The sequence below is a fragment of the Micromonospora rubida genome (assembly GCF_009908295.1).
GTDB classification, from domain to species: domain Bacteria; phylum Actinomycetota; class Actinomycetes; order Mycobacteriales; family Micromonosporaceae; genus Micromonospora; species Micromonospora rubida.
The window spans coordinates 12,865-32,411 of sequence record NZ_JAAALO010000009.1; the positions used below are offsets into that span (position 1 = coordinate 12,865).

Sequence of the window (19,547 nt, forward strand, 5' to 3'; positions counted from 1 at the left end):
ACCGATGGCGAACGAAGCCAAGCTCCGCGAGTACCTCAAGCGCGTCACCGCTGACCTGCACGAGACCAGCGAGCGCCTGAGGGCCGCCGACGAGCAGAACCACGAGCCCATCGCGATCGTGGGAATGGCCTGTCGCTACCCGGGCGGGGTGCACAGCCCCGAGGCGCTGTGGCGGCTGGTCGAGGCCGGCGGGGACGCGGTGACGCCGTTCCCCGCCGACCGGGGCTGGGACGTGGAGAACCTCTACGACCCCGACCCGGAGGCGCACGGCAAGTCGTACACCCGCGAGGGCGGCTTCCTGCTCGACGCCGGCGAGTTCGACGCCGGCTTCTTCGGCATCTCGCCCCGCGAGGCCCTGGCGATGGACCCGCAGCAGCGGCTGCTGCTTGAGGTCGCCTGGGAGGCCGTCGAGCGGGCCGGCATCGCCGCCGAGTCCCTGAAGGGCAGCCGGACCGGCGTCTTCACCGGCGTCATGTACCACGACTACGTGTCCCGCCTCAACGGCGTGCCCGACGAGGTCGAGGCGTTCGTCGGCACCGGCAACCACGGCAGCGTCGTGTCCGGCCGGATCGCCTACACCTTCGGCTTCGAGGGCCCGGCCGTCACCGTGGACACCGCCTGCTCGTCGTCCCTGGTCGCCCTGCACCTCGCCGCGCAGGCGCTGCGCTCCGGCGAGTGCACCCTCGCCCTGGCCGGGGGCGTCACCGTGATGTCCAGCCCGGACACGTTCGTCGGCTTCAGCCGGCAGCGGGGCCTGTCCCCCGACGGCCGGTGCAAGTCCTTCTCCGCCACCGCCGACGGCACCGGCTGGAGCGAGGGCGCCGGCCTGCTCCTGCTCGAACGGCTCTCCGAGGCCCGGCGCAACGGCCACCCCGTGCTCGCCGTGGTCCGCGGCACCGCCGTCAACCAGGACGGGGCCAGCAACGGACTCACCGCCCCGCACGGCCCCTCCCAGCAGCGGGTGATCCGCCAGGCCCTCGCGAACGCCCGGCTCACCCCCGCCGACGTGGACGCCGTCGAGGCGCACGGCACCGGCACCCGGCTCGGCGACCCGATCGAGGCGCAGGCGGTCATCGCCACGTACGGCCGCGAGCGGCCCGCCGACCGGCCCCTGTGGCTCGGCTCGATCAAGTCCAACCTCGGGCACACCCAGGCCGCCGCCGGGGTCGCCGGCGTGATCAAGATGGTCATGGCGATGCGGCACGGCGTCCTGCCCCGCAGCCTGCACCTCGACGAGCCGTCCCCGCACGTCGACTGGACGGCCGGCGCGGTCAGCCTGCTCCGCGAGGCCCAACCCTGGCCGACCGCCGCCCGCCCGGCCCGGGCCGGCGTCTCCTCCTTCGGGGTGAGCGGCACCAACGCCCACGTCATCGTCGAGGCCGCCCCCGTGGCGGAGCCACCGGCCGGCCCTGTGGCGGAGCCCTCGGCCGCTCCTGTGGTGGAGCCCTTGGCCGGTTCCGAGGTCGAGCCGCCGGCCGGAGCAGTCACCGGCCCCGACCCGCTGCCCTGGGTGCTCTCCGCCCGCAGCGCCGCCGCGCTGACCGCCCAGGCGCGGCGGCTGCGGTCCTGGCTCGCCGAGCACCCCGACGTCCCGCCGGCCACGCTGGGCCGGGCCCTCGCCGCCGGCCGGTCCGCCCTCGAACACCGGGCCGTGCTGCTCGGTGAGCACCCAGACGACCTCCTCGCCGGGCTGTCCGCGCTGGCCGACGCCGTCCCCGCCGCCACCGTGCGGCGCGGCATCGCCAGCCCCACCCGCCTCGCCGTGCTCTGCACCGGCCAGGGCGCCCAGCGCGTCGGCATGGGCCGCCGGCTGTACGCCGCGTTCCCCGCCTACGCCGCCGCCTTCGACGCCGCCCGCACCGAACTGGACCGGCACCTCGACCGGCCCCTCGACGCCGTCCTCGACGGCCCCGCCGAGCTGCTCGACCGCACCGGGTACGCGCAGGCGGCCCTCTTCGCCGTCGAGGTGGCCGCCTACCGGCTCGTCGAGTCCTGGGGCGTCGTCCCGGACTTCCTCGCCGGCCACTCCGTCGGCGAGGTCACCGCCGCGCACCTGGCCGGCGTGCTGTCCCTGCCGGACGCCGCCCGGCTGGTCGCCGCCCGGGGCGCCCTCATGCAGGCGCTGCCCTCCGGCGGCGCCATGGTGTCCGTCCGGGCCGGCGAGGCGGAGGTGCGCACCCACCTGGCCGACGCGCCCGGGGCGGAACTGGCCGCCGTGAACGGCCCCGACTCCGTCGTCGTCTCCGGCGCCGAGGACGCGGTGCTCGCCGTCGCCGAACACTTCGCCGCCCTGGGCCGGTCAACCCGACGACTGCGGGTCAGCCACGCGTTCCACTCCGCCCGGATGGACCCGATGCGCGACGCGTTCGCGGCCGTGCTCGGGCAGCTCACCTTCGCCGCGCCCCGGATCCCGGTGGTCTCCACCGTCACCGGCACGGTGCTCACCCCGGAGGAGATCTGCTCCCCGGCGTACTGGCTGCGCAACGTCCGCGACACCGTCCGGTTCGACGCCGCCGTGGCCACCCTGCGCGAGCACGGCGTCGGCGCGTTCGTGGAGGTCGGCCCCGGCGGCGTGCTGTCCGCGCTGGCCCAGGAGATCACCGGCGACGACCAGGCCGCGTACGCGCCGGTGCTGCGCGCCGACCAGGACGAGGCCGCCACCGCCCTCGCCGCCGCCGCGACCCTGTGGACCCGTGGCGTGCCGGTGCGGTGGACCGCCCTGTTCGCCGGCCCGGCCGCGCCGGTGGACCTGCCCACGTACGCGTTCCAGCGGGACCGCTACTGGCTGCTGCCGCTGCCGCAGCCCGCCGACGTGACCGCCGCCGGGCTGACCCCCACCGGTCACCCGCTGCTCGGCGCGGTGTTCCGCTCGGCCGACGGCGACGAGGTCACCCTCACCGGCCGGCTGTCCGTCGAGACGAGCCCCTGGCTGGCCGAGCACGCGGTGCGCGGCGCCGTGCTGTTCCCCGGCACCGGCCTCGTCGAGCTGGCGCTGCGCGCCGGCGCGGAGGTCGACGCCGACGTGCTCACCGAGCTGACCCTCCAAACCCCGCTCATCCTCCCCGACACCGGTGGCGTCGACGTGCAGGTCGCCGTCGAACGCGCCGGCGACTCCGGCGACGCGTGGCAGGTCACCGTGCACGGCCGCCGGTCCGGCACCGACGACCTGTGGGTCCGGCACGCCACCGGACTGCTCGCCCCGGCCGCCACCGGCCTGCTCGCCCCGGTCGGCGGTGCGGAGGCCGCCACCGGCCTGCTCGCCCCGGTCGGCGGTGCGGAGGCCGCCACCGGCCTGCTCGCCCCGGTCGGCGGTGCGGAGGCCGGCCAGGGACTGGCCGACTGGCCGCCATCCGGCGCGACACCCCTGGACGTGGCCGAGCCGGCCGCGCGGGCCGCCGAGGCCGGCTTCGCCTACGGCCCGGCGTTCCAGGGCCTGCGCGCCGCCTGGCGCGTCGGCGCAGACGTGTACGCCGAGGTGGCGCTCCCCGAGCCGGCCGCCGCCGAGGCCGACGCGTACGGACTGCACCCCGCCCTGCTCGACGCCGCCGTGCAGGCCGTCGGGCTGGGACTCGTCGAGGCCGGCGAGGCCCGGCTGCCGTTCGCCTGGTCCGACGTCACGGTGTACGCCCACGGCGCGGACACCCTGCGGGTCCGGCTCACCCCGACCGCCCCGGACACCGTCACCATGCTGGTCGCGGACGCCGCCGGCGCACCCGTCGCGCGGGTCGGCTCGCTGGCCCTGCGGCCCCTGCCGGCCGGCGACCTGACCCCCGCCGGGTCGCCGTGGCGCAACTCCCTGTTCCGCCTCGACTGGCCCCGGCACCCGCAGACCGGCGGCCCCGCCGACAGCCCCGCCTGGGCGGTGCTCGGCGACCGCCCCGCGCCGCTGCCGGCCGGCACCGTCGCCACCCGCCACGCCGACCTGGGCGCGCTCCTCGACGCCGGGGTGCCGGACGTCGTCCTGCTCCCGGTGACCGGCCCCGCCGACGCCGACCCGGCCGGGACGCACGAACTGCTCGCCGACACCCTCGCCGTCCTCCAGGGCTGGCTGGCCGGGGACCGGCACACCGACGGCTCCCGGCTGGTGGTCCTGACCAGCGGGGCCGTCGCCGTGGACCACGACGGGGACGTCGCCGACCCGGCCGCCGCCGCCGTGTGGGGCCTGGTGCGCTCCGCGCAGGCCGAACACCCCGGCCGGTTCCTGCTCGTCGACGTCGACGACGACGAGCGCTCCGCGTCCGCCCTCGCCGGCCTGCTCGGCGGCGACGAGCCGCAGGCGGCGGTGCGCGCCGGGGAGGTCCGGGTGCCCCGCCTCGTGGCCGCCGACCCGGAACCGGCGGCACCCGCGCCGGCGCTCGACCCGGCCGGCACCGTCCTCGTCACCGGCGGCACCGGCGCGTTGGGCGCGCTGCTCGCCCGTCACCTGGTCACCCGGCACGGTGCCCGGCACCTGCTGCTCACCGGCCGGCGCGGCGCCGGCGCCGCCGGCGTCGCGGAGCTGCTCGCCGACCTGGCCGACCTGGGCGCGACGGCCCGGGTCGAGGCGTGCGACGCGGCCGACCGCGACGCCCTCGCCGCGCTCCTGGACGGGATCGACCCCGCCCACCCGCTGACCGGCGTCGTGCACACCGCCGGGGTGCTGGCCGACCGCACCCTCACCTCGCTCACCCCCGACACCCTGGCGCAGGTGCTGCGGCCGAAGGTGGACGCCGTCCGGCACCTGCACGAGCTGACCGCCGGCAGCGACCTCGCCCTGTTCGTCACGTACTCCTCGGCCGCCGGCGTGACCGGCAGCCCCGGGCAGGCCAACTACGCCGCCGCCAACGCCTTCCTCGACGCCCTCGCCCACCGCCGGCGGGCCGCCGGCCTGCCCGCCCTCTCCCTGGCCTGGGGGCCGTGGGCCGAGTCGGGCGGCGGCATGACCGCCGCCCTCGGCCGCGCCGACACCGACCGGCTCGCCCGCTCCGGCGCCCGCCCCATCGCCCCGGCCGACGGCCTCGCCCTCTTCGACGCCGCCCTGCGCACCGGCCTGCCGGTCGCGGTCCCCGTGGCGTTGAACGGCCCGGCGCTGCGCTCCCAGGCCGAGGCCGGCACCCTGCCCGCGGTGCTGCGCGGCCTGGTCCGACCGTCCCGGCGGCGGGCCGCCCGGTCCGGCCCCGCCGAGCCCCTCACCCTGGCCGGGCGGCTGGCCGGGCTGGACCGCGCCGAGCGCGCCGCCGCCCTGTTGCGGCTCGTCCTGGACCAGGTGGCGGCGGTCCTCGGGTACGCCGACACGGCCGCCATCGAGGCCGGCCGCCCGTTCACCGAACTGGGGTTCGACTCGCTGACCGCCGTCGAGCTGCGCAACCGGCTCGGCGCGGAGACCGGGCTGCGGCTCCCCGCGACCCTCGTGTTCGATTACCCCACCCCGCTCCGGCTCGCCGACCACCTGGACGCCGAGACCGGGGGCGGCGCCGACCCGCTGCCGGCGCTGCCCGGCACCGCCGCAGCCCTCGACGACCCGATCGCGATCATCGGCCTGAGCTGCCGGTTCCCCGGCGGAGTGCGCTCGCCGGAACAACTGTGGGACCTCCTCACCGCAGGCGGGGACGGCATCACCGGCTTCCCGACCGACCGTGGCTGGGACCTCGGCGACCTCTACGACCCGTCCGGCGCCCGCCGGGGCAGCAGCTACGCCCGGGAGGGCGGCTTCCTGGTCGACGCCGGCGACTTCGACGCCGACCTGTTCAAGATCTCCCCGCACGAGGCCCTGGCCATGGACCCGCAGCAGCGGCTGCTGCTGGAGACGTCCTGGGAGGCGATCGAGGACGCCCGGATCGACCCGCTCGCCCTGCGCGGTCGCCCGGTCGGGGTGTTCGCCGGCATGATGTACCACCACCACTCCGCAAGCCTGGTCGACGTTCCCGAGGCCCTCGACGGCCACCTCGGCGTCGGCACCGCCAGCAGCGTGCTGTCGGGTCGGGTGGCGTACTCGTTCGGGTTCGAGGGCCCGGCGGTGACGGTGGACACGGCGTGCTCGTCGTCGTTGGTCGCGTTGCACCTGGCGGTGCAGGCGCTGCGCTCCGGCGAGTGCGACCTGGCGCTGGCCGGCGGCGTGACCGTGATGGCCACCCCCGACACCTTCATCGACTTCTCCCGCCAGCGCGGCATGGCCCCCGATGGGCGGTGCAAGTCCTTCGCCGAGGCGGCGGACGGGACGGGCTGGTCCGAGGGCGTCGGCGTGCTGCTCGTGCAGCGGTTGTCGGATGCGCGGCGGGATGGTCGTCGGGTTCTGGCGGTGGTGCGGGGTTCGGCGGTGAATCAGGACGGTGCGTCGAATGGGTTGACGGCGCCGAATGGTCCGTCGCAGCAGCGGGTGATCCGGCAGGCGCTGGCCAGCGCTGGGTTGTCGGCGGTGGATGTGGATGTGGTGGAGGCGCACGGTACGGGTACGACGTTGGGTGATCCGATCGAGGCGCAAGCTTTGCTGGCGACGTACGGGCAGGGTCGGGATGTGCCGTTGTTGTTGGGGTCGGTGAAGTCGAACATCGGTCATACGCAGGCGGCGGCGGGTGTCGCGGGGATCATCAAGATGGTCCTGGCGATGCGGCATGGGGTGGTGCCGGCGACCCTGCACGTGGACGAGCCGTCGTCGCACGTGGACTGGTCGGCGGGGACGGTCGAGTTGGCGACCGAGGCGCGGGGGTGGCCCGAGGTGGGTCGTCCGCGTCGGGCGGCGGTGTCGTCGTTCGGCATCTCCGGCACCAACGCGCACGTCGTCCTCGAACAGGGCGACAACGAGCCGGCCCCCGCGACCGCCGACGACGACGAGCCCGTCGGGTTGCCGGTGCCGTGGGTGGTGTCGGCTCGTTCGGAGCGGGCGTTGGTGGGTCAGGTGGGGCGGTTGGCGTCGTTCGCGCGGGGCCGGTCTGACCTGTCGGTGGTGGACGTCTCGTGGTCGTTGGTGTCGTCGCGGGCGGCGTTGGAGCACCGTGCGGTGGTGTGGGGTTCGGGTGTGGGTGAGTTGGTGGCGGGTCTGGACGCGGTGGCGGCCGGCGGTGCGGTGTCGGCGGGTGTGGTGTCGTCGGGTCGTCGGGCGGTGCTGTTCACGGGTCAGGGGTCGCAGCGGGCCGGGATGGGTCGGGAGTTGTATGACCGGTTCCCGGTGTTCGCGGAGTGCTTCGATCGGGTGTGTGGGCTGATCGAAGCCGAGTTCGGTGGCGATCTCCCGCCGTTGCGGGAGGTGGTGTTGGCGCCCTCCGCCGAGGCTGGGCTGTTGGACCGGACGGTGTTCGCGCAGGCGGGGTTGTTCGCGGTGGAGGTGGCGTTGTGGGAGCTGTTGCGGTCGTGGGGGGTGCGGGTCGACTTCTTCGCCGGTCACTCGGTTGGTGAGGTGACGGCGGCGTACGCGGCGGGGATGTTGTCGCTGGAGGACGCGTGTGTCCTCGTGGCGGCGCGGGGCCGGCTGATGCAGGCCCTGCCGGCCGGTGGGGGCATGTTGGCGGTGGCCGCGTCCGAGGCCGAGGTGCTGGCCGTCCTGGAAGGGCTGGCCGACCGGGTCGGGATCGCCGCCGTCAACGGGCCGGCGGCCGTCGTCGTTTCCGGCGCGGTCGAGGCGTTGGACGAGGTGGAGCGAACCTGGCGGGAGCGGGGCGTGCGCGCTCGACGGCTCGCGGTGAGCCACGCGTTCCACAGTCCGCTGATGGAGCCGATGCTCGACGAGTTCGCCGCCGCGGTGGCCGGGCTGTCGTGGCGGGCCCCGACCGTGTCGGTGGTGTCGAACGTGACCGGTGCGGTGGCGGCCCCCTTGGAGCTGGTTGATCCGGCGTACTGGGTGCGTCATGTGCGGCAGCCGGTGCGGTTCGCCGACGGGGTCACCGCTCTGCGTGACGCCGGGGTGGATGTGTTCCTGGAGGTGGGGCCGGACGCGGTCCTCACCGCGATGGTCGCTGAGGTCGCCGCCGGTGACGGGGTGCGTCGGGTGGCGACGCTGCGTCGGGACCGTCCGGAGGTGGAGTCGCTGCTGGCGGCGGTGGGTCAGTTGCACGCGGCGGGTGTGTCGGTGGACTGGGCCGCGTACCTCGCGCAGGCCGGGGCGCGACCGAGGGTTCTCGACCTGCCCAGCTACGCCTTCGACCACCAGCGCTACTGGCTCAACGCGGCCACCCGGTCCCACCGCCCCGCAGGCACCCGGCGCACCGCCGAGGACGACGCCTTCTGGCGTGCCATCGACGCGGAGGACGTGGCGGCCCTCGCCGAGAGCCTGGCCGTCGACGCGGACACCCCGCTCGCCGAGGTGCTCCCAGCGCTGTCCACCTGGCGGCGTCGCCGGGAGGTCGAGGCGACACTCGACTCCTGGCGGTACCGGGTGGCCTGGCAGCCGGTCGTGGACGACCCCACCCGGCCCGAGGCCACGGACTTCCTGCTGGTCGTACCCGCCGACGCCGACCCGTCCGTGGCCGACTGGGTGGCCGCGCTCGACCCCGGCCGGACGCGCACCGTTCGGGTCGAGGCCGGCTGCGACCGCAAGCGCCTCGCCCGGGACCTGACCGACGCCGTGGCGGACCGGGACCGCGTCGGCACCGCCGTCCTGTCCCTCCTCGCGCTCGACGACCGGCCGTACGGGGAGACCGGGACCGTGCCCGCCGGCCTCGCCGGCACGATCGTGCTCGCGCAGGCCCTCGGCGACGCCGGGCTGGCCGCCCGGCTCTGGATCGCCACCCGGGGCGCGGTCTCCGTCGGCTCCCGAGACCGGCACGTCGACCCCGCCCAGGCGATAACGTGGGGCTTCGGCGGCGTGCTGCGCGCCGAGCACCCGCACCGCTGGGGCGGACTGGTGGACCTGCCCGAACGCCCCGACCGGGGCGCCGTCCGGACCCTCCGCACGCTCCTCGCCGGCCCCGGCGCGGAGGATCAGGTTGCCCTGCGCGCCAACGGCTGCCACGCCCGCCGGCTCGTCCGGGCCGCCTACGGCGACGGCCGCCCCCGCGACCCGTGGACGCCGCGCGGCACCGTGCTGATCACCGGAGGCACCGGCGCACTCGGCGGACACGTGGCCCGCGCCCTCGCCGCCGCCGGCGCCGAACACCTCCTGCTCGCCAGCCGCCGGGGCCCGCAGGCGTCGGGCGTCGGGGCGCTCGTCGACGAGCTGACCGATCTCGGCAGCCGGGTCACCGTGGCGTCCTGCGACGTGGCCGACCGCGCCGCGCTCGCCGACCTGCTGCGGTCGGTCCCCGACAATCTCCCCCTGACCGCCGTCGTGCACACCGCCGCCGCGCTCGACGACAACGTGATCGACGCGGTGACCGTCGACCAGATGGCCGCCGCGCTCCGGGCCAAGGTGACCGCCGCCACCAACCTCGACGAGCTGACCCGCGGCGCGGACCTGTCGGCTTTCGTGCTCTTCTCCTCCCTCGCCGGCATCATGGGCGGGGCCGGCCAGGCCACCTACGCGCCGGGCAACGCCTTCCTCGACGCGCTGGCCCAGCGGCGCCGCGCCGAGGGGCTCCCGGCGACCTCGCTCGCCTGGGGCCTCTGGGCCGACGGCGGGGTGAGCGCCGGTGAGTTCGAACAGCGCCTGGCCCGGGACGGATTCGGGGCCATGGCACCCCGGACCGCCGTCGAGGCCCTGCCAGCGGCGCTCGGGCGCGACGAGACGTACCTCGTGGTGGCCGACGTCGACTGGGCCCGGGTGGCGGCCGTCGCCGGCACGTGCCCCGACCCGCTCACCCGGGACCTGGTGGCCGAGGCAGCGCCGGCCGCGCCCGCCGTCGCCGGCCCGGCGCCGACGTCCGCGCTGCTCGCCCGGCTCGCGGCGATGTCCGGCACGGAGCAGGTGCGCGCACTGCGTGACCTCGTACGCGGCGAGGTCGCCGCCGTGCTCGGCCACGACTCCGCGGACCGGGTGGCACCCGACCGGGCGTTCCAGGACCTCGGTTTCACCTCCCTGGCCGCCGTGGAACTACGCAACCGGCTGGACGCGGCCACCGGCCTCACGCTGCCCAGCACCCTCGCGTTCGACTACCCGAACCCGACCGTCCTCGCCGGTCACATCCACGCCGAACTGCTCGGCGGGTGGGCCCTGCCCGCACCGACCGTGGTCGGCGGCCCGGTCGTCGCCGACGACCCGATCGTCATCGTCGGCATGGGCTGCCGCTTCCCGGCCGGCGCCGGGTCCCCGGCCGAGCTGTGGGACCTGCTCGTCGGCGGCGTCGACGCGATGTCGGAGTTCCCGACCAACCGGCACTGGGACCTGGCGTCCCTGCGTGACTCCGCCGAGTCGTCGTACGTCAGCCGGGGGGCGTTCCTGCACGAGGCGGGCGCGTTCGACGCCGAGTTCTTCGGCATCTCGCCGCGCGAGGCCCTCGCCATGGACCCGCAGCAGCGGCTGCTGCTGGAGACGTCGTGGGAGGCGTTCGAGGACGCCCGGATCGACCCCCTCGCCCTGCGCGGGGCCCGCGTCGGGGTGTTCGCCGGCACCAACGGCCAGGACTACGGGACCGTGGTGCGCCAGGCCGGTGAGGCGCTGACCGGGTACGGGGCCACGGGCGCCTCCGCCAGCGTGCTGTCGGGTCGGGTGGCGTACTCGTTCGGGTTCGAGGGCCCGGCGGTGACGGTCGACACCGCGTGCTCGTCGTCGCTGGTCACGTTGCACCTGGCGGCCCAGGCGCTGCGGTCCGGCGAGTGCGACCTCGCGCTGGCCGGCGGCGTCACCGTCATGGCCACCCCGGGCGCGTTCATCGAGTTCTCCCGGCAGGGCGGGCTGTCGGCCGACGGGCGGTGCAAGGCGTTCGCCGAGGCTGCCGACGGCACCGCGTGGGGCGAGGGCGTCGGTGTCATCGTGGTGCAGCGGTTGTCGGATGCGCGGCGGGATGGTCGTCGGGTTCTGGCGGTGGTGCGGGGTTCGGCGGTGAATCAGGACGGTGCGTCGAATGGGTTGACGGCGCCGAATGGTCCGTCGCAGCAGCGGGTGATCCGGCAGGCGCTGGCCAGCGCTGGGTTGTCGGCGGTGGATGTGGATGTGGTGGAGGCGCACGGTACGGGTACGACGTTGGGTGATCCGATCGAGGCGCAAGCTTTGCTGGCGACGTACGGGCAGGGTCGGGATGTGCCGTTGTTGTTGGGGTCGGTGAAGTCGAACATCGGTCATACGCAGGCGGCGGCGGGTGTCGCGGGGATCATCAAGATGGTCCTGGCGATGCGGCATGGGGTGGTGCCGGCGACCCTGCACGTGGACGAGCCGTCGTCGCACGTGGACTGGGCGGCGGGGACGGTCGAGTTGGCGACTGAGGCGCGGGGGTGGCCCGAGGTGGGCCGGCCGCGCCGGGCGGGGGTGTCGTCGTTCGGCATCTCCGGCACCAACGCGCACGTGATCCTGGAGCAGCCGGAACCGGAGCCGGAGTCGGTTCCGGAGCCGGAGTCGGTTCCGGGGGTGGAGTCTGTTCCGGGGTTGCCGGTGCCGTGGGTGGTGTCGGGGCGCTCGGGGCGGGCGTTGGTGGGTCAGGCGGCGCGGTTGGCGTCGTTCGCGCGGGGAAGCTCCGGCCTGGCGGCGGTGGACGTGGCGTGGTCGTTGGTGTCGGGCCGGGCGGCGTTGGAGCACCGGGCGGTGGTGTGGGGCTCGGGCGTGGACGAGCTGGTGGCGGGCCTGGACGCGGTGGCGTCGGGTGGTGTGGTGTCGGCGGGTGCGGCGGCGTCGGGCGTGGTGTCGTCCGGTCGTCGGGCGGTGCTGTTTACGGGTCAGGGTGCGCAGCGGGCCGGGATGGGTCGGGAGTTGTGCGACCGGTTCCCGGTGTTCGCGGAGTCTTTCGATCGGGTGTGCGGTTTGATCGATGCCGAGTTCGACGGCGATCTTCCGCAGTTGCGGGAGGTGGTTTTCGGGGCTTCCGCTGAGGTGGGTCTGTTGGATCGGACGGTGTTCGCGCAGGCGGGGTTGTTCGCGGTGGAGGTGGCGTTGTGGGAGTTGTTGCGGTCGTGGGGGGTGCGGGCTGATTTCTTCGCCGGGCATTCGTTGGGTGAGGTGACGGCGGCGTATGCGGCGGGGATGTTGTCGTTGGAGGACGCGTGTGTGTTGGTGGCGGCGCGGGGTCGGTTGATGCAGGCGTTGCCGGCCGGCGGGGGGATGTTGGCGGTGGCGGCGTCCGAGGCGGAGGTGTTGGCCGTCCTGGAAGGGCTGGCCGGTCGGGTGGGGATCGCGGCGGTCAACGGGCCGGCGGCCGTCGTCGTGTCGGGCGCGGTCGGGGCGTTGGACGAGGTGGAGCGAACCTGGCGGGAGCGGGGTGTGCGTACTCGCCGGTTGGCGGTGAGTCACGCGTTCCACAGTCCGTTGATGGAGCCGATGCTCGACGAGTTCGCCGCCGTGGTGGCCGGGCTGTCGTGGCGGGCCCCGGCGGTGCCGGTGGTGTCGAACGTGACCGGTGCGGTGGCGGACCCCCTGGAGTTGGTTGATCCGGCGTATTGGGTGCGTCACGTGCGGCAGCCGGTGCGTTTTGCCGACGGGATAGGCGCGTTGCGGGCGGCCGGGGTGGATGTGTTCCTGGAGGTGGGGCCGGACGCGGTGTTGACGGCGATGGTCGCCGAGGTCGCCTCCGGTGGCGGGGTGCGTCGGGTGGCGACGCTGCGGCGGGACCGTCCGGAGGTCGAGTCGCTGTTGGCGGCGGTGGGTCAGCTGCACACGGCCGGCATGCCGGTGGACTGGTCGGCCTACCTGGCGCAGGCGGGCGTCCGGCCGGGGGCCGTGGACCTGCCCAGCTACGCCTTCGATCGTGCCTGGTACTGGGCCGAGCCGTCGGCGTCGACCGACCTCGCCACCCGCGAAGACGCCCTCGACGGGCGGTTCTGGGCGGCGGTGGAATCCGGCGACCCGGCCCTGCTCGGCGACGAGGTGGGCGTGGGCGCGGACGAGCCGTTCGGCGCGGTGCTGCCGAAGCTCGCCCGGTGGCGCCGGGACGCGCAGCGCCGGTCGACGGTCGACTCGTGGCGGTACCACATCGTGTGGCGGTCGCACACGGTCGACGGTCGTGCCGCCCTGACGGGCACGTGGCTGGTGCCGATGCTGCCCGGCCAGGAGGACCACCCGGCCGTCGCCGCGCTGGCGGCCCGGGGCGCCCGGGTCGTACCCGTGGTGATCGACAGCATGGACCGGGACCGGATCGCGCGGCAGCTCGCCGACGCGGTGCGGGCGGGCGAACCGGTCGCCGGTCTGCTCTGCGTGATGTCCCTCGCCGGTGCCGGGGTGGCCGAGGCACTGACCGTGGTCCAGGCGCTGACCGATGCGGGCGCAGCCGGTCGCCTGTGGTGGCTGACCAGCGGCGCGGTCTCGGTGGACGGCTCCGACGACACGGCGCTCGACGCCACGGCCAGCGCCATCTGGGGACTGGGCCGGGTGGTGGCGTTGGAGGAGCCGGGCCGGTGGGGTGGCCTGGTGGATGTGCCGGGTGCGGCGGACGGGTGGGTGTGGGACCGGCTGTGCGGGGTGTTGGCGGGTGGCGGTGAGGACCAGGTGGCGGTGCGGTCGTCGGGTGTGTTCGTGCGGCGGTTGGTGCGCGCGGGTGCGGGTGCTGGTGCTGGTGCACGGTTGTCGGGGACGGTCCTGGTGACGGGTGGCACCGGTGCGCTGGGGCTGCGGGTGGCGCGGTGGGCGGTCGGCGCCGGTGCCGAGCACGTGGTGTTGGTGTCTCGGCGGGGCGACGGTGCGCCGGGCGTCGCGGGTGCGGTGGAGGAGCTGCGAGGGCTGGGCGCGCGGGTGTCGGTGGCGGCCTGTGACGTGGCCGATCGGGATGCGGTGGCCGGGTTGCTCGACGGTCTGACGGGGTCTGGTGATCCGGTTCGGGCGGTGGTGCACGCGGCGGGGGTGGCGCAGATGACCCCGTTGGGCGAGGTGGGTGCGGCGGAGTTGGGGGAGGTGCTGCGGGCGAAGGTCGGCGGCGCGGTGGTGCTGGACGAGTTGTTGTCCGGCGTGGAGTTGGACGCGTTCGTGGTCTTCTCGTCGATCGCCGGCGTGTGGGGTTCGGCTGGTCAGGTGGGGTATGCGGCGGCGAATGCGTTCGTGGACGCCGTGGTGGCGTCCCGGCGGGCGCGTGGGCTGACGGGCACGTCGGTGGCGTGGGGTCCGTGGGGCGACGCCGGTATGGCGGTGGGCGAGGCTGGGGAGCAGCTGAGCCGGCGGGGTCTGGTGGCGATGGCGCCGGAGTTGGCGGTGGTGGGGTTGGAGCGGGCGTTGGGGGTGGGTGACGTGTCGGTGGTGGTGGCGGATGTGCGGTGGGACAGGTTCGCGTCGTCGTTCACCGCGCTGCGGCCGAGCCCGCTGCTCGCCGAGATCCCCGAGGCCCAGGCGGCGCTCGCGGCGGCCACCCCGACCGTTGGCGGCCCCACCGACCAGGCGTCCGCGCTGCGCGAGCGGCTCGCGGCCCTGCCGGCCGCCGACGCCGAGGCCTTCCTGCTCGATCTCGTACGTTCCCAGGTCGCCTCGGTGCTCGGCCACGCCGGCGTGGAGTCCGTCCCGGCGGACCGGGCGTTCCAGCGCCTCGGGTTCGACTCGCTCACCGCGGTCGAGCTGCGTAACCGGCTGATCGCCGAGACCGGCCTGGCGCTGCCCAGCACCCTCGTCTTCGACCACCCGACTCCGGCGGCCCTGGTCGCCCTCCTCCGCGACACCCTGGTCGGTGCGTCGGCCGACTCGCCGGCCGAGATCCGCCCCGCCGCGCTGGACGACGACCCGATCGTCATCGTCGGCATGGGCTGCCGCCTCCCCGGTGGCGTCGGCACGCCCGACGAGCTGTGGCAACTGCTCGCCGACGGCCGCGACGGCATCTCCGAGTTCCCGCTCGACCGGGGCTGGGACAACGTCCTGGGCAGCGGCATGTCCGACACGTCGTTCGCCCGAAGGGGCGGCTTCGTCCACGACGCGGGTGAGTTCGACGCCGAGTTCTTCGGCATCTCCCCGCGCGAGGCCCTCGCCATGGACCCGCAGCAGCGGCTGCTGCTGGAGACGTCCTGGGAGGCGATCGAGTCGGCGGGCATCGACCCGACCAGCCTCAAGGGCGGCGCCGTCGGCGTCTTCGCCGGAGCCAGCTTCCAGGGGTACGCGAACGGCTCAGTCGGCCGCGCCAAGGAGGTCGGCGGTCACCTGCTCACCGGCAACGCGACCAGCGTGCTGTCGGGTCGGGTGGCGTACTCGTTCGGGTTCGAGGGGCCGGCGGTGACGGTGGACACGGCGTGCTCGTCGTCGTTGGTCGCGTTGCACCTGGCGGCCCAGGCGCTGCGGTCCGGCGAGTGCGATCTCGCGCTGGCCGGGGGCGTCTGCGTGATGGCCTCCCCGGCCACCTTCGCCGAGTTCTCGATCCAGGGCGGCCTCTCGGCCGACGGGCGGTGCAGGTCCTTCGCCGAGGCGGCGGACGGGACGGGCTGGTCCGAGGGCGTCGGCGTGCTGCTCGTGCAGCGGCTGTCGGACGCGCGGCGGGAGGGCCGTCGGGTTCTGGCGGTGGTGCGGGGTTCGGCGGTGAATCAGGACGGCGCGTCGAACGGTCTCACCGCGCCGAACGGCCCTTCCCAGCAGCGGGTGATCCGGCAGGCTCTGGCCAGCGCAGGGCTGTCGGCGGCTGATGTGGACGTGGTGGAGGCGCACGGCACGGGCACCACGCTGGGCGATCCGATCGAGGCGCAGGCGCTGCTGGCGACGTACGGCCAGGGTCGGGATGTGCCGTTGTTGTTGGGGTCGGTGAAGTCGAACATCGGGCACACCCAGGCGGCGGCCGGGGCGGCCGGAATCATCAAGATGATCATGGCAATGCGGCACGGGGTCGTGCCGGCGTCGTTGCACGTCGACGAGCCGTCGTCGCACGTGGACTGGGCGTCGGGCGCGGTGACCCTGGTGACGGAGTCGCGGGGGTGGCCCGAGGTGGGTCGTCCGCGTCGGGCAGCCGTGTCGTCGTTCGGCATCTCGGGGACGAACGCGCACGTGATCCTGGAGCAGCCGGAATCAGAGCCGGAGCCGCAGTCGGCATCAACTCGGGGGGCGGAGTCGGCTCCGGGGTTGCCGGTGCCGTGGGTGGTGTCGGGGCGCTCGGAGCGGGCGCTGGCGGGTCAGGCGGCGCGGCTGGCGTCGTTCGCGCGCGGCCGGTCCGGCCTGGCGGTGGCGGATGTGGCGGGGTCGTTGGTGTCGGGGCGGGCGGCGCTGGAGCACCGTGCCGTGGTGTGGGGCTCCGGGGTGAACGAGCTGGTGGCGGGCCTCGACGCGGTGGCGTCCGGTGGTTCGTCGGCGGACGGTGTGGTGTCGTCGGGTCGCCGGGCGGTGCTGTTCACGGGTCAGGGCTCGCAGCGGGTGGGGATGGGTCGGGAGCTGCACGACCGGTTCCCGGTGTTCGCGGCTGCGCTCGACGAGGTGTGCGGGCACCTGGACGGGTTGTTGCCGCAGCCCCTGACATCGGTGATGTTCGCCGAGCCGGGGTCCGCCGAGGCGGGTCTGTTGGATCGGACGGTGTTCGCGCAGGCCGGGTTGTTCGCGGTGGAGGTGGCGTTGTGGGAGTTGCTGCGGTCGTGGGGGGTGCGGGCTGACTTCTTCGCCGGGCATTCGTTGGGTGAGGTGACGGCGGCGTACGCGGCGGGGATGTTGTCGCTGGAGGACGCGTGCACGCTGGTGGCGGCGCGGGGTCGGCTGATGCAGGGTTTGCCGGCCGGCGGGGTGATGGCAGCGGTCGCGGCGTCCGAGGCCGACGTGCGTCTGGTCATCGACGTGACCGGCGCGGCGGTGGACGTCGCGGCGGTGAACGGCCCGGCGGCGGTGGTGCTCTCCGGCGCGGCCGACGAGGTCGAACTCGTGGCGGACACCTGCCGGGCCCGGGGCTGGCGGACCAAGCCCCTCACCGTGTCGCACGCGTTCCACTCCCGGCTGATGGAGCCGATGTTGGACGGGTTCCGTTCGGTGGTCGCCGGGTTGGACTGGCGGGTGCCGTCGGCGGCGATCGTGTCGAACGTGTCGGGTGTGCTGGCGGATCCGTTGGAGATCGCTGACCCGGAGTACTGGGTGCGTCATGTGCGGCGGCCGGTGCGGTTCGCCGACGGGGTGACCGCCCTGCGTGATGCCGGGGTGGACGTGTTCCTGGAGGTGGGCCCGGACGCGGTGCTGACGGCGATGGTCGCCGACGTCGCCGGGGGCGAGGCGCGTCGGGTGGCGACTCTGCGCCGGGATCGGCCGGAGGTGGAGTCTCTGCTGGCGGCGGTGGGCCAGTTGTACGCGGCCGGAACGTCGGTGGACTGGTCGGCCTACCTGGCGCAGGCGGGCGTCCGGCCGAGGGTCGTGGACCTGCCCACCTACGCCTTCGACCACCAGCGCTACTGGCTGGAGGACCCGGCGCCGGCACCCGCCTCCGGCACCGCGAGCGGCCCGGAGGACGAGCGGTTCTGGGCGGCGGTCGAGTCCGGTGACCTCGGCATGCTGGGCGAGGAACTCGCGGCCGACGCGGGCGAGTCGTCAACGGCGCTGCTGCCGAAGCTCGCCCGGTGGCGGCGGGACGCGCAGCGGCGGTCGACGGTCGACTCGTGGCGGTACCGCGTCGAGTGGCGTACGGCTGCCGTGCCGGCCACCGGCACGCTCACCGGAACCTGGCTGGTGCTGACCGCGCCGGGGCAGGAGGACCACCCGGCCCTCGCCGCCCTGGCGGCCCGGGGGGCCCGGGTCGCCCCCGTCCTGGTCGACGGCGCGGGCCGGGACGCGGTGGCGGGGCGGCTGAGCGATGCGGCCGGGCCCGGCGGCCGGGTCGCCGGCGTGCTGTCCCTGCTGTCGCTGGCCGCCCCGGCCGGGCCGGATGATCTTCCGGCCGTCGCCGCCCTGTCGACGGCGCTGACGGCGGTCCAGGCGCTGGCCGACTCCGGGATCGAGGGTCGGCTGTGGTGGCTGACCAGCGGGGCGGTGTCGGTGGGCGGGTCGGACGTGCTCGACAACGTCGAGGGCGCGGCGCTGTGGGGCCTTGGCCGGGTCGCGGGGCTGGAGCTGCCGGGGTCGTGGGGCGGCCTGGTGGATGTGCCGGGCGCGGCGGACGGGTGGGTGTGGGATCGGCTGTCCGGGGTCTTGTCGGCTGGCGTGGAGGACCAGGTGGCGGTGCGGTCGTCGGGGGTGTTCGGCCGGCGGTTGGCACGGGCGGCTGTCGGCTCGGCTCCGAGCGGTGGGGTGCGGTTGTCGGGGACCGTGCTGGTGACGGGCGGCACGGGCGCGTTGGGTCTGCGGGTGGCGCGGTGGGCGGTGGGCGCGGGAGCGGAGCACGTGGTGTTGCTGTCGCGTAGCGGCGAGAGCGGGTTGGGTTCGGAAGGCGCGGACGTGGTGGCGGGGCTGCGGGCGTCGGGCGCGCGGGCGTCGGTGGTGGCCTGCGACGTGGCCGACCGGGTGGCGGTGGCCGGGTTGCTGGCGGGCCTCGCGGAGTCCGGTGATCCGGTTCGGGCGGTGGTGCACGCGGCGGGGGTGGCGCAGATGACCCCGTTGGGCGAGGTGGGTGCGGCGGAGTTGGGGGAGGTGCTGCGGGCGAAGGTCGGCGGCGCGGTGGTGCTGGACGAGTTGCTGTCCGGCGTGGAGCTGGACGCGTTTGTGGTCTTCTCGTCGATCGCGGGGGTGTGGGGTTCGGCTGGCCAGGTGGGGTATGCGGCGGGGAATGCGTTCGTGGAGGGGCTGGTGGTTTCCCGGCGGGCGCGGGGGCTGGTGGGTACGTCGGTGGCGTGGGGTCCGTGGGGCGAGGCGGGGATGGCGGTGGGTGAGGCTGGGGAGCAGTTGTCTCGGCGGGGTCTGGTGGCGATGGCGCCGGAGTTGGCGGTGGTGGGGTTGGAGTGGGCGTTGGGGGTGGGTGACGTGTCGGTGGTGGTGGCGGATGTGCGGTGGGACAGGTTCGCGTCGTCGTTCACCGCGCTGCGGCCGAGCCCGCTGCTCGCCGAGATCCCCGAGGCGCAGCCCGCCCCGCAGGAGACGCCGTCCGCCGACGCCGACGGCGCCCCCTCGGCCCTGCGGGGGCGGCTGGCCGCCGCCTCGGCGTCCGAGCGCGACCGCATCCTGCTCGACCTGGTACGCGGCACCGCCGCGACGGTGCTCGGGCACGCCACGCCCGCCGCGATCAGGCCGGGTCGCGGCTTCCTCGAGCTGGGCTTCGACTCCCTCACGGCGGTCGAGCTGCGCAACCGGCTGACCGCCGAGACCGGTCTCGGCCTGCCCGCGACCCTGATCTTCGACCACCCCACCCCCGGCGCCCTCGCCGAACACCTGCGTGCCGGGCTGGCGCCGGAGCAGCCGGCGCTGCCGATCGCCGCCGAGGTCGAACGGCTCGACCAGCTCCTCGGCGAGGCGCCCGCCGACCAGGTCGACGAGGCGGTCATCGGCCGCCTGGAGAGCATGCTGGCCAGGTGGCGGGCCCGCCGGCCCGCCTCCGCCGCCGTCCCCGCGCCGACGGCGGAGACCGCGGAGGCACTCGACACGGCCAGCCGGGAGGAGCTGTTCGACATCATCCAGCGCGAGTTCGGCAAGTCCTGAGACCCGGCCCCCGTTCCAGAGGACCCGGCCCCCGTTCCAGAGGACCCGGGCCACGGACCAGAGC

The 19,547-nt window shown here is 75.3% G+C and carries 1 protein-coding gene; it reads left to right on the forward strand.

Translation table 11 applies throughout. The features are described from left to right. Positions 1-4: 4 nt before the first annotated feature. Positions 5-19,483, forward strand: coding sequence for a type I polyketide synthase (locus GVV04_RS26510; protein WP_161691641.1), 19,479 nt, complete (start codon positions 5-7; stop codon positions 19,481-19,483). Positions 19,484-19,547: the final 64 nt, after the last annotated feature.

Excerpts from the sequence above, each read along its gene's own strand:
- GVV04_RS26510 (WP_161691641.1), top strand. The coding sequence starts at position 5 with ATGGCGAACGAAGCCAAGCTCCGCGAGTACCTCAAGCGCGTCACCGCT.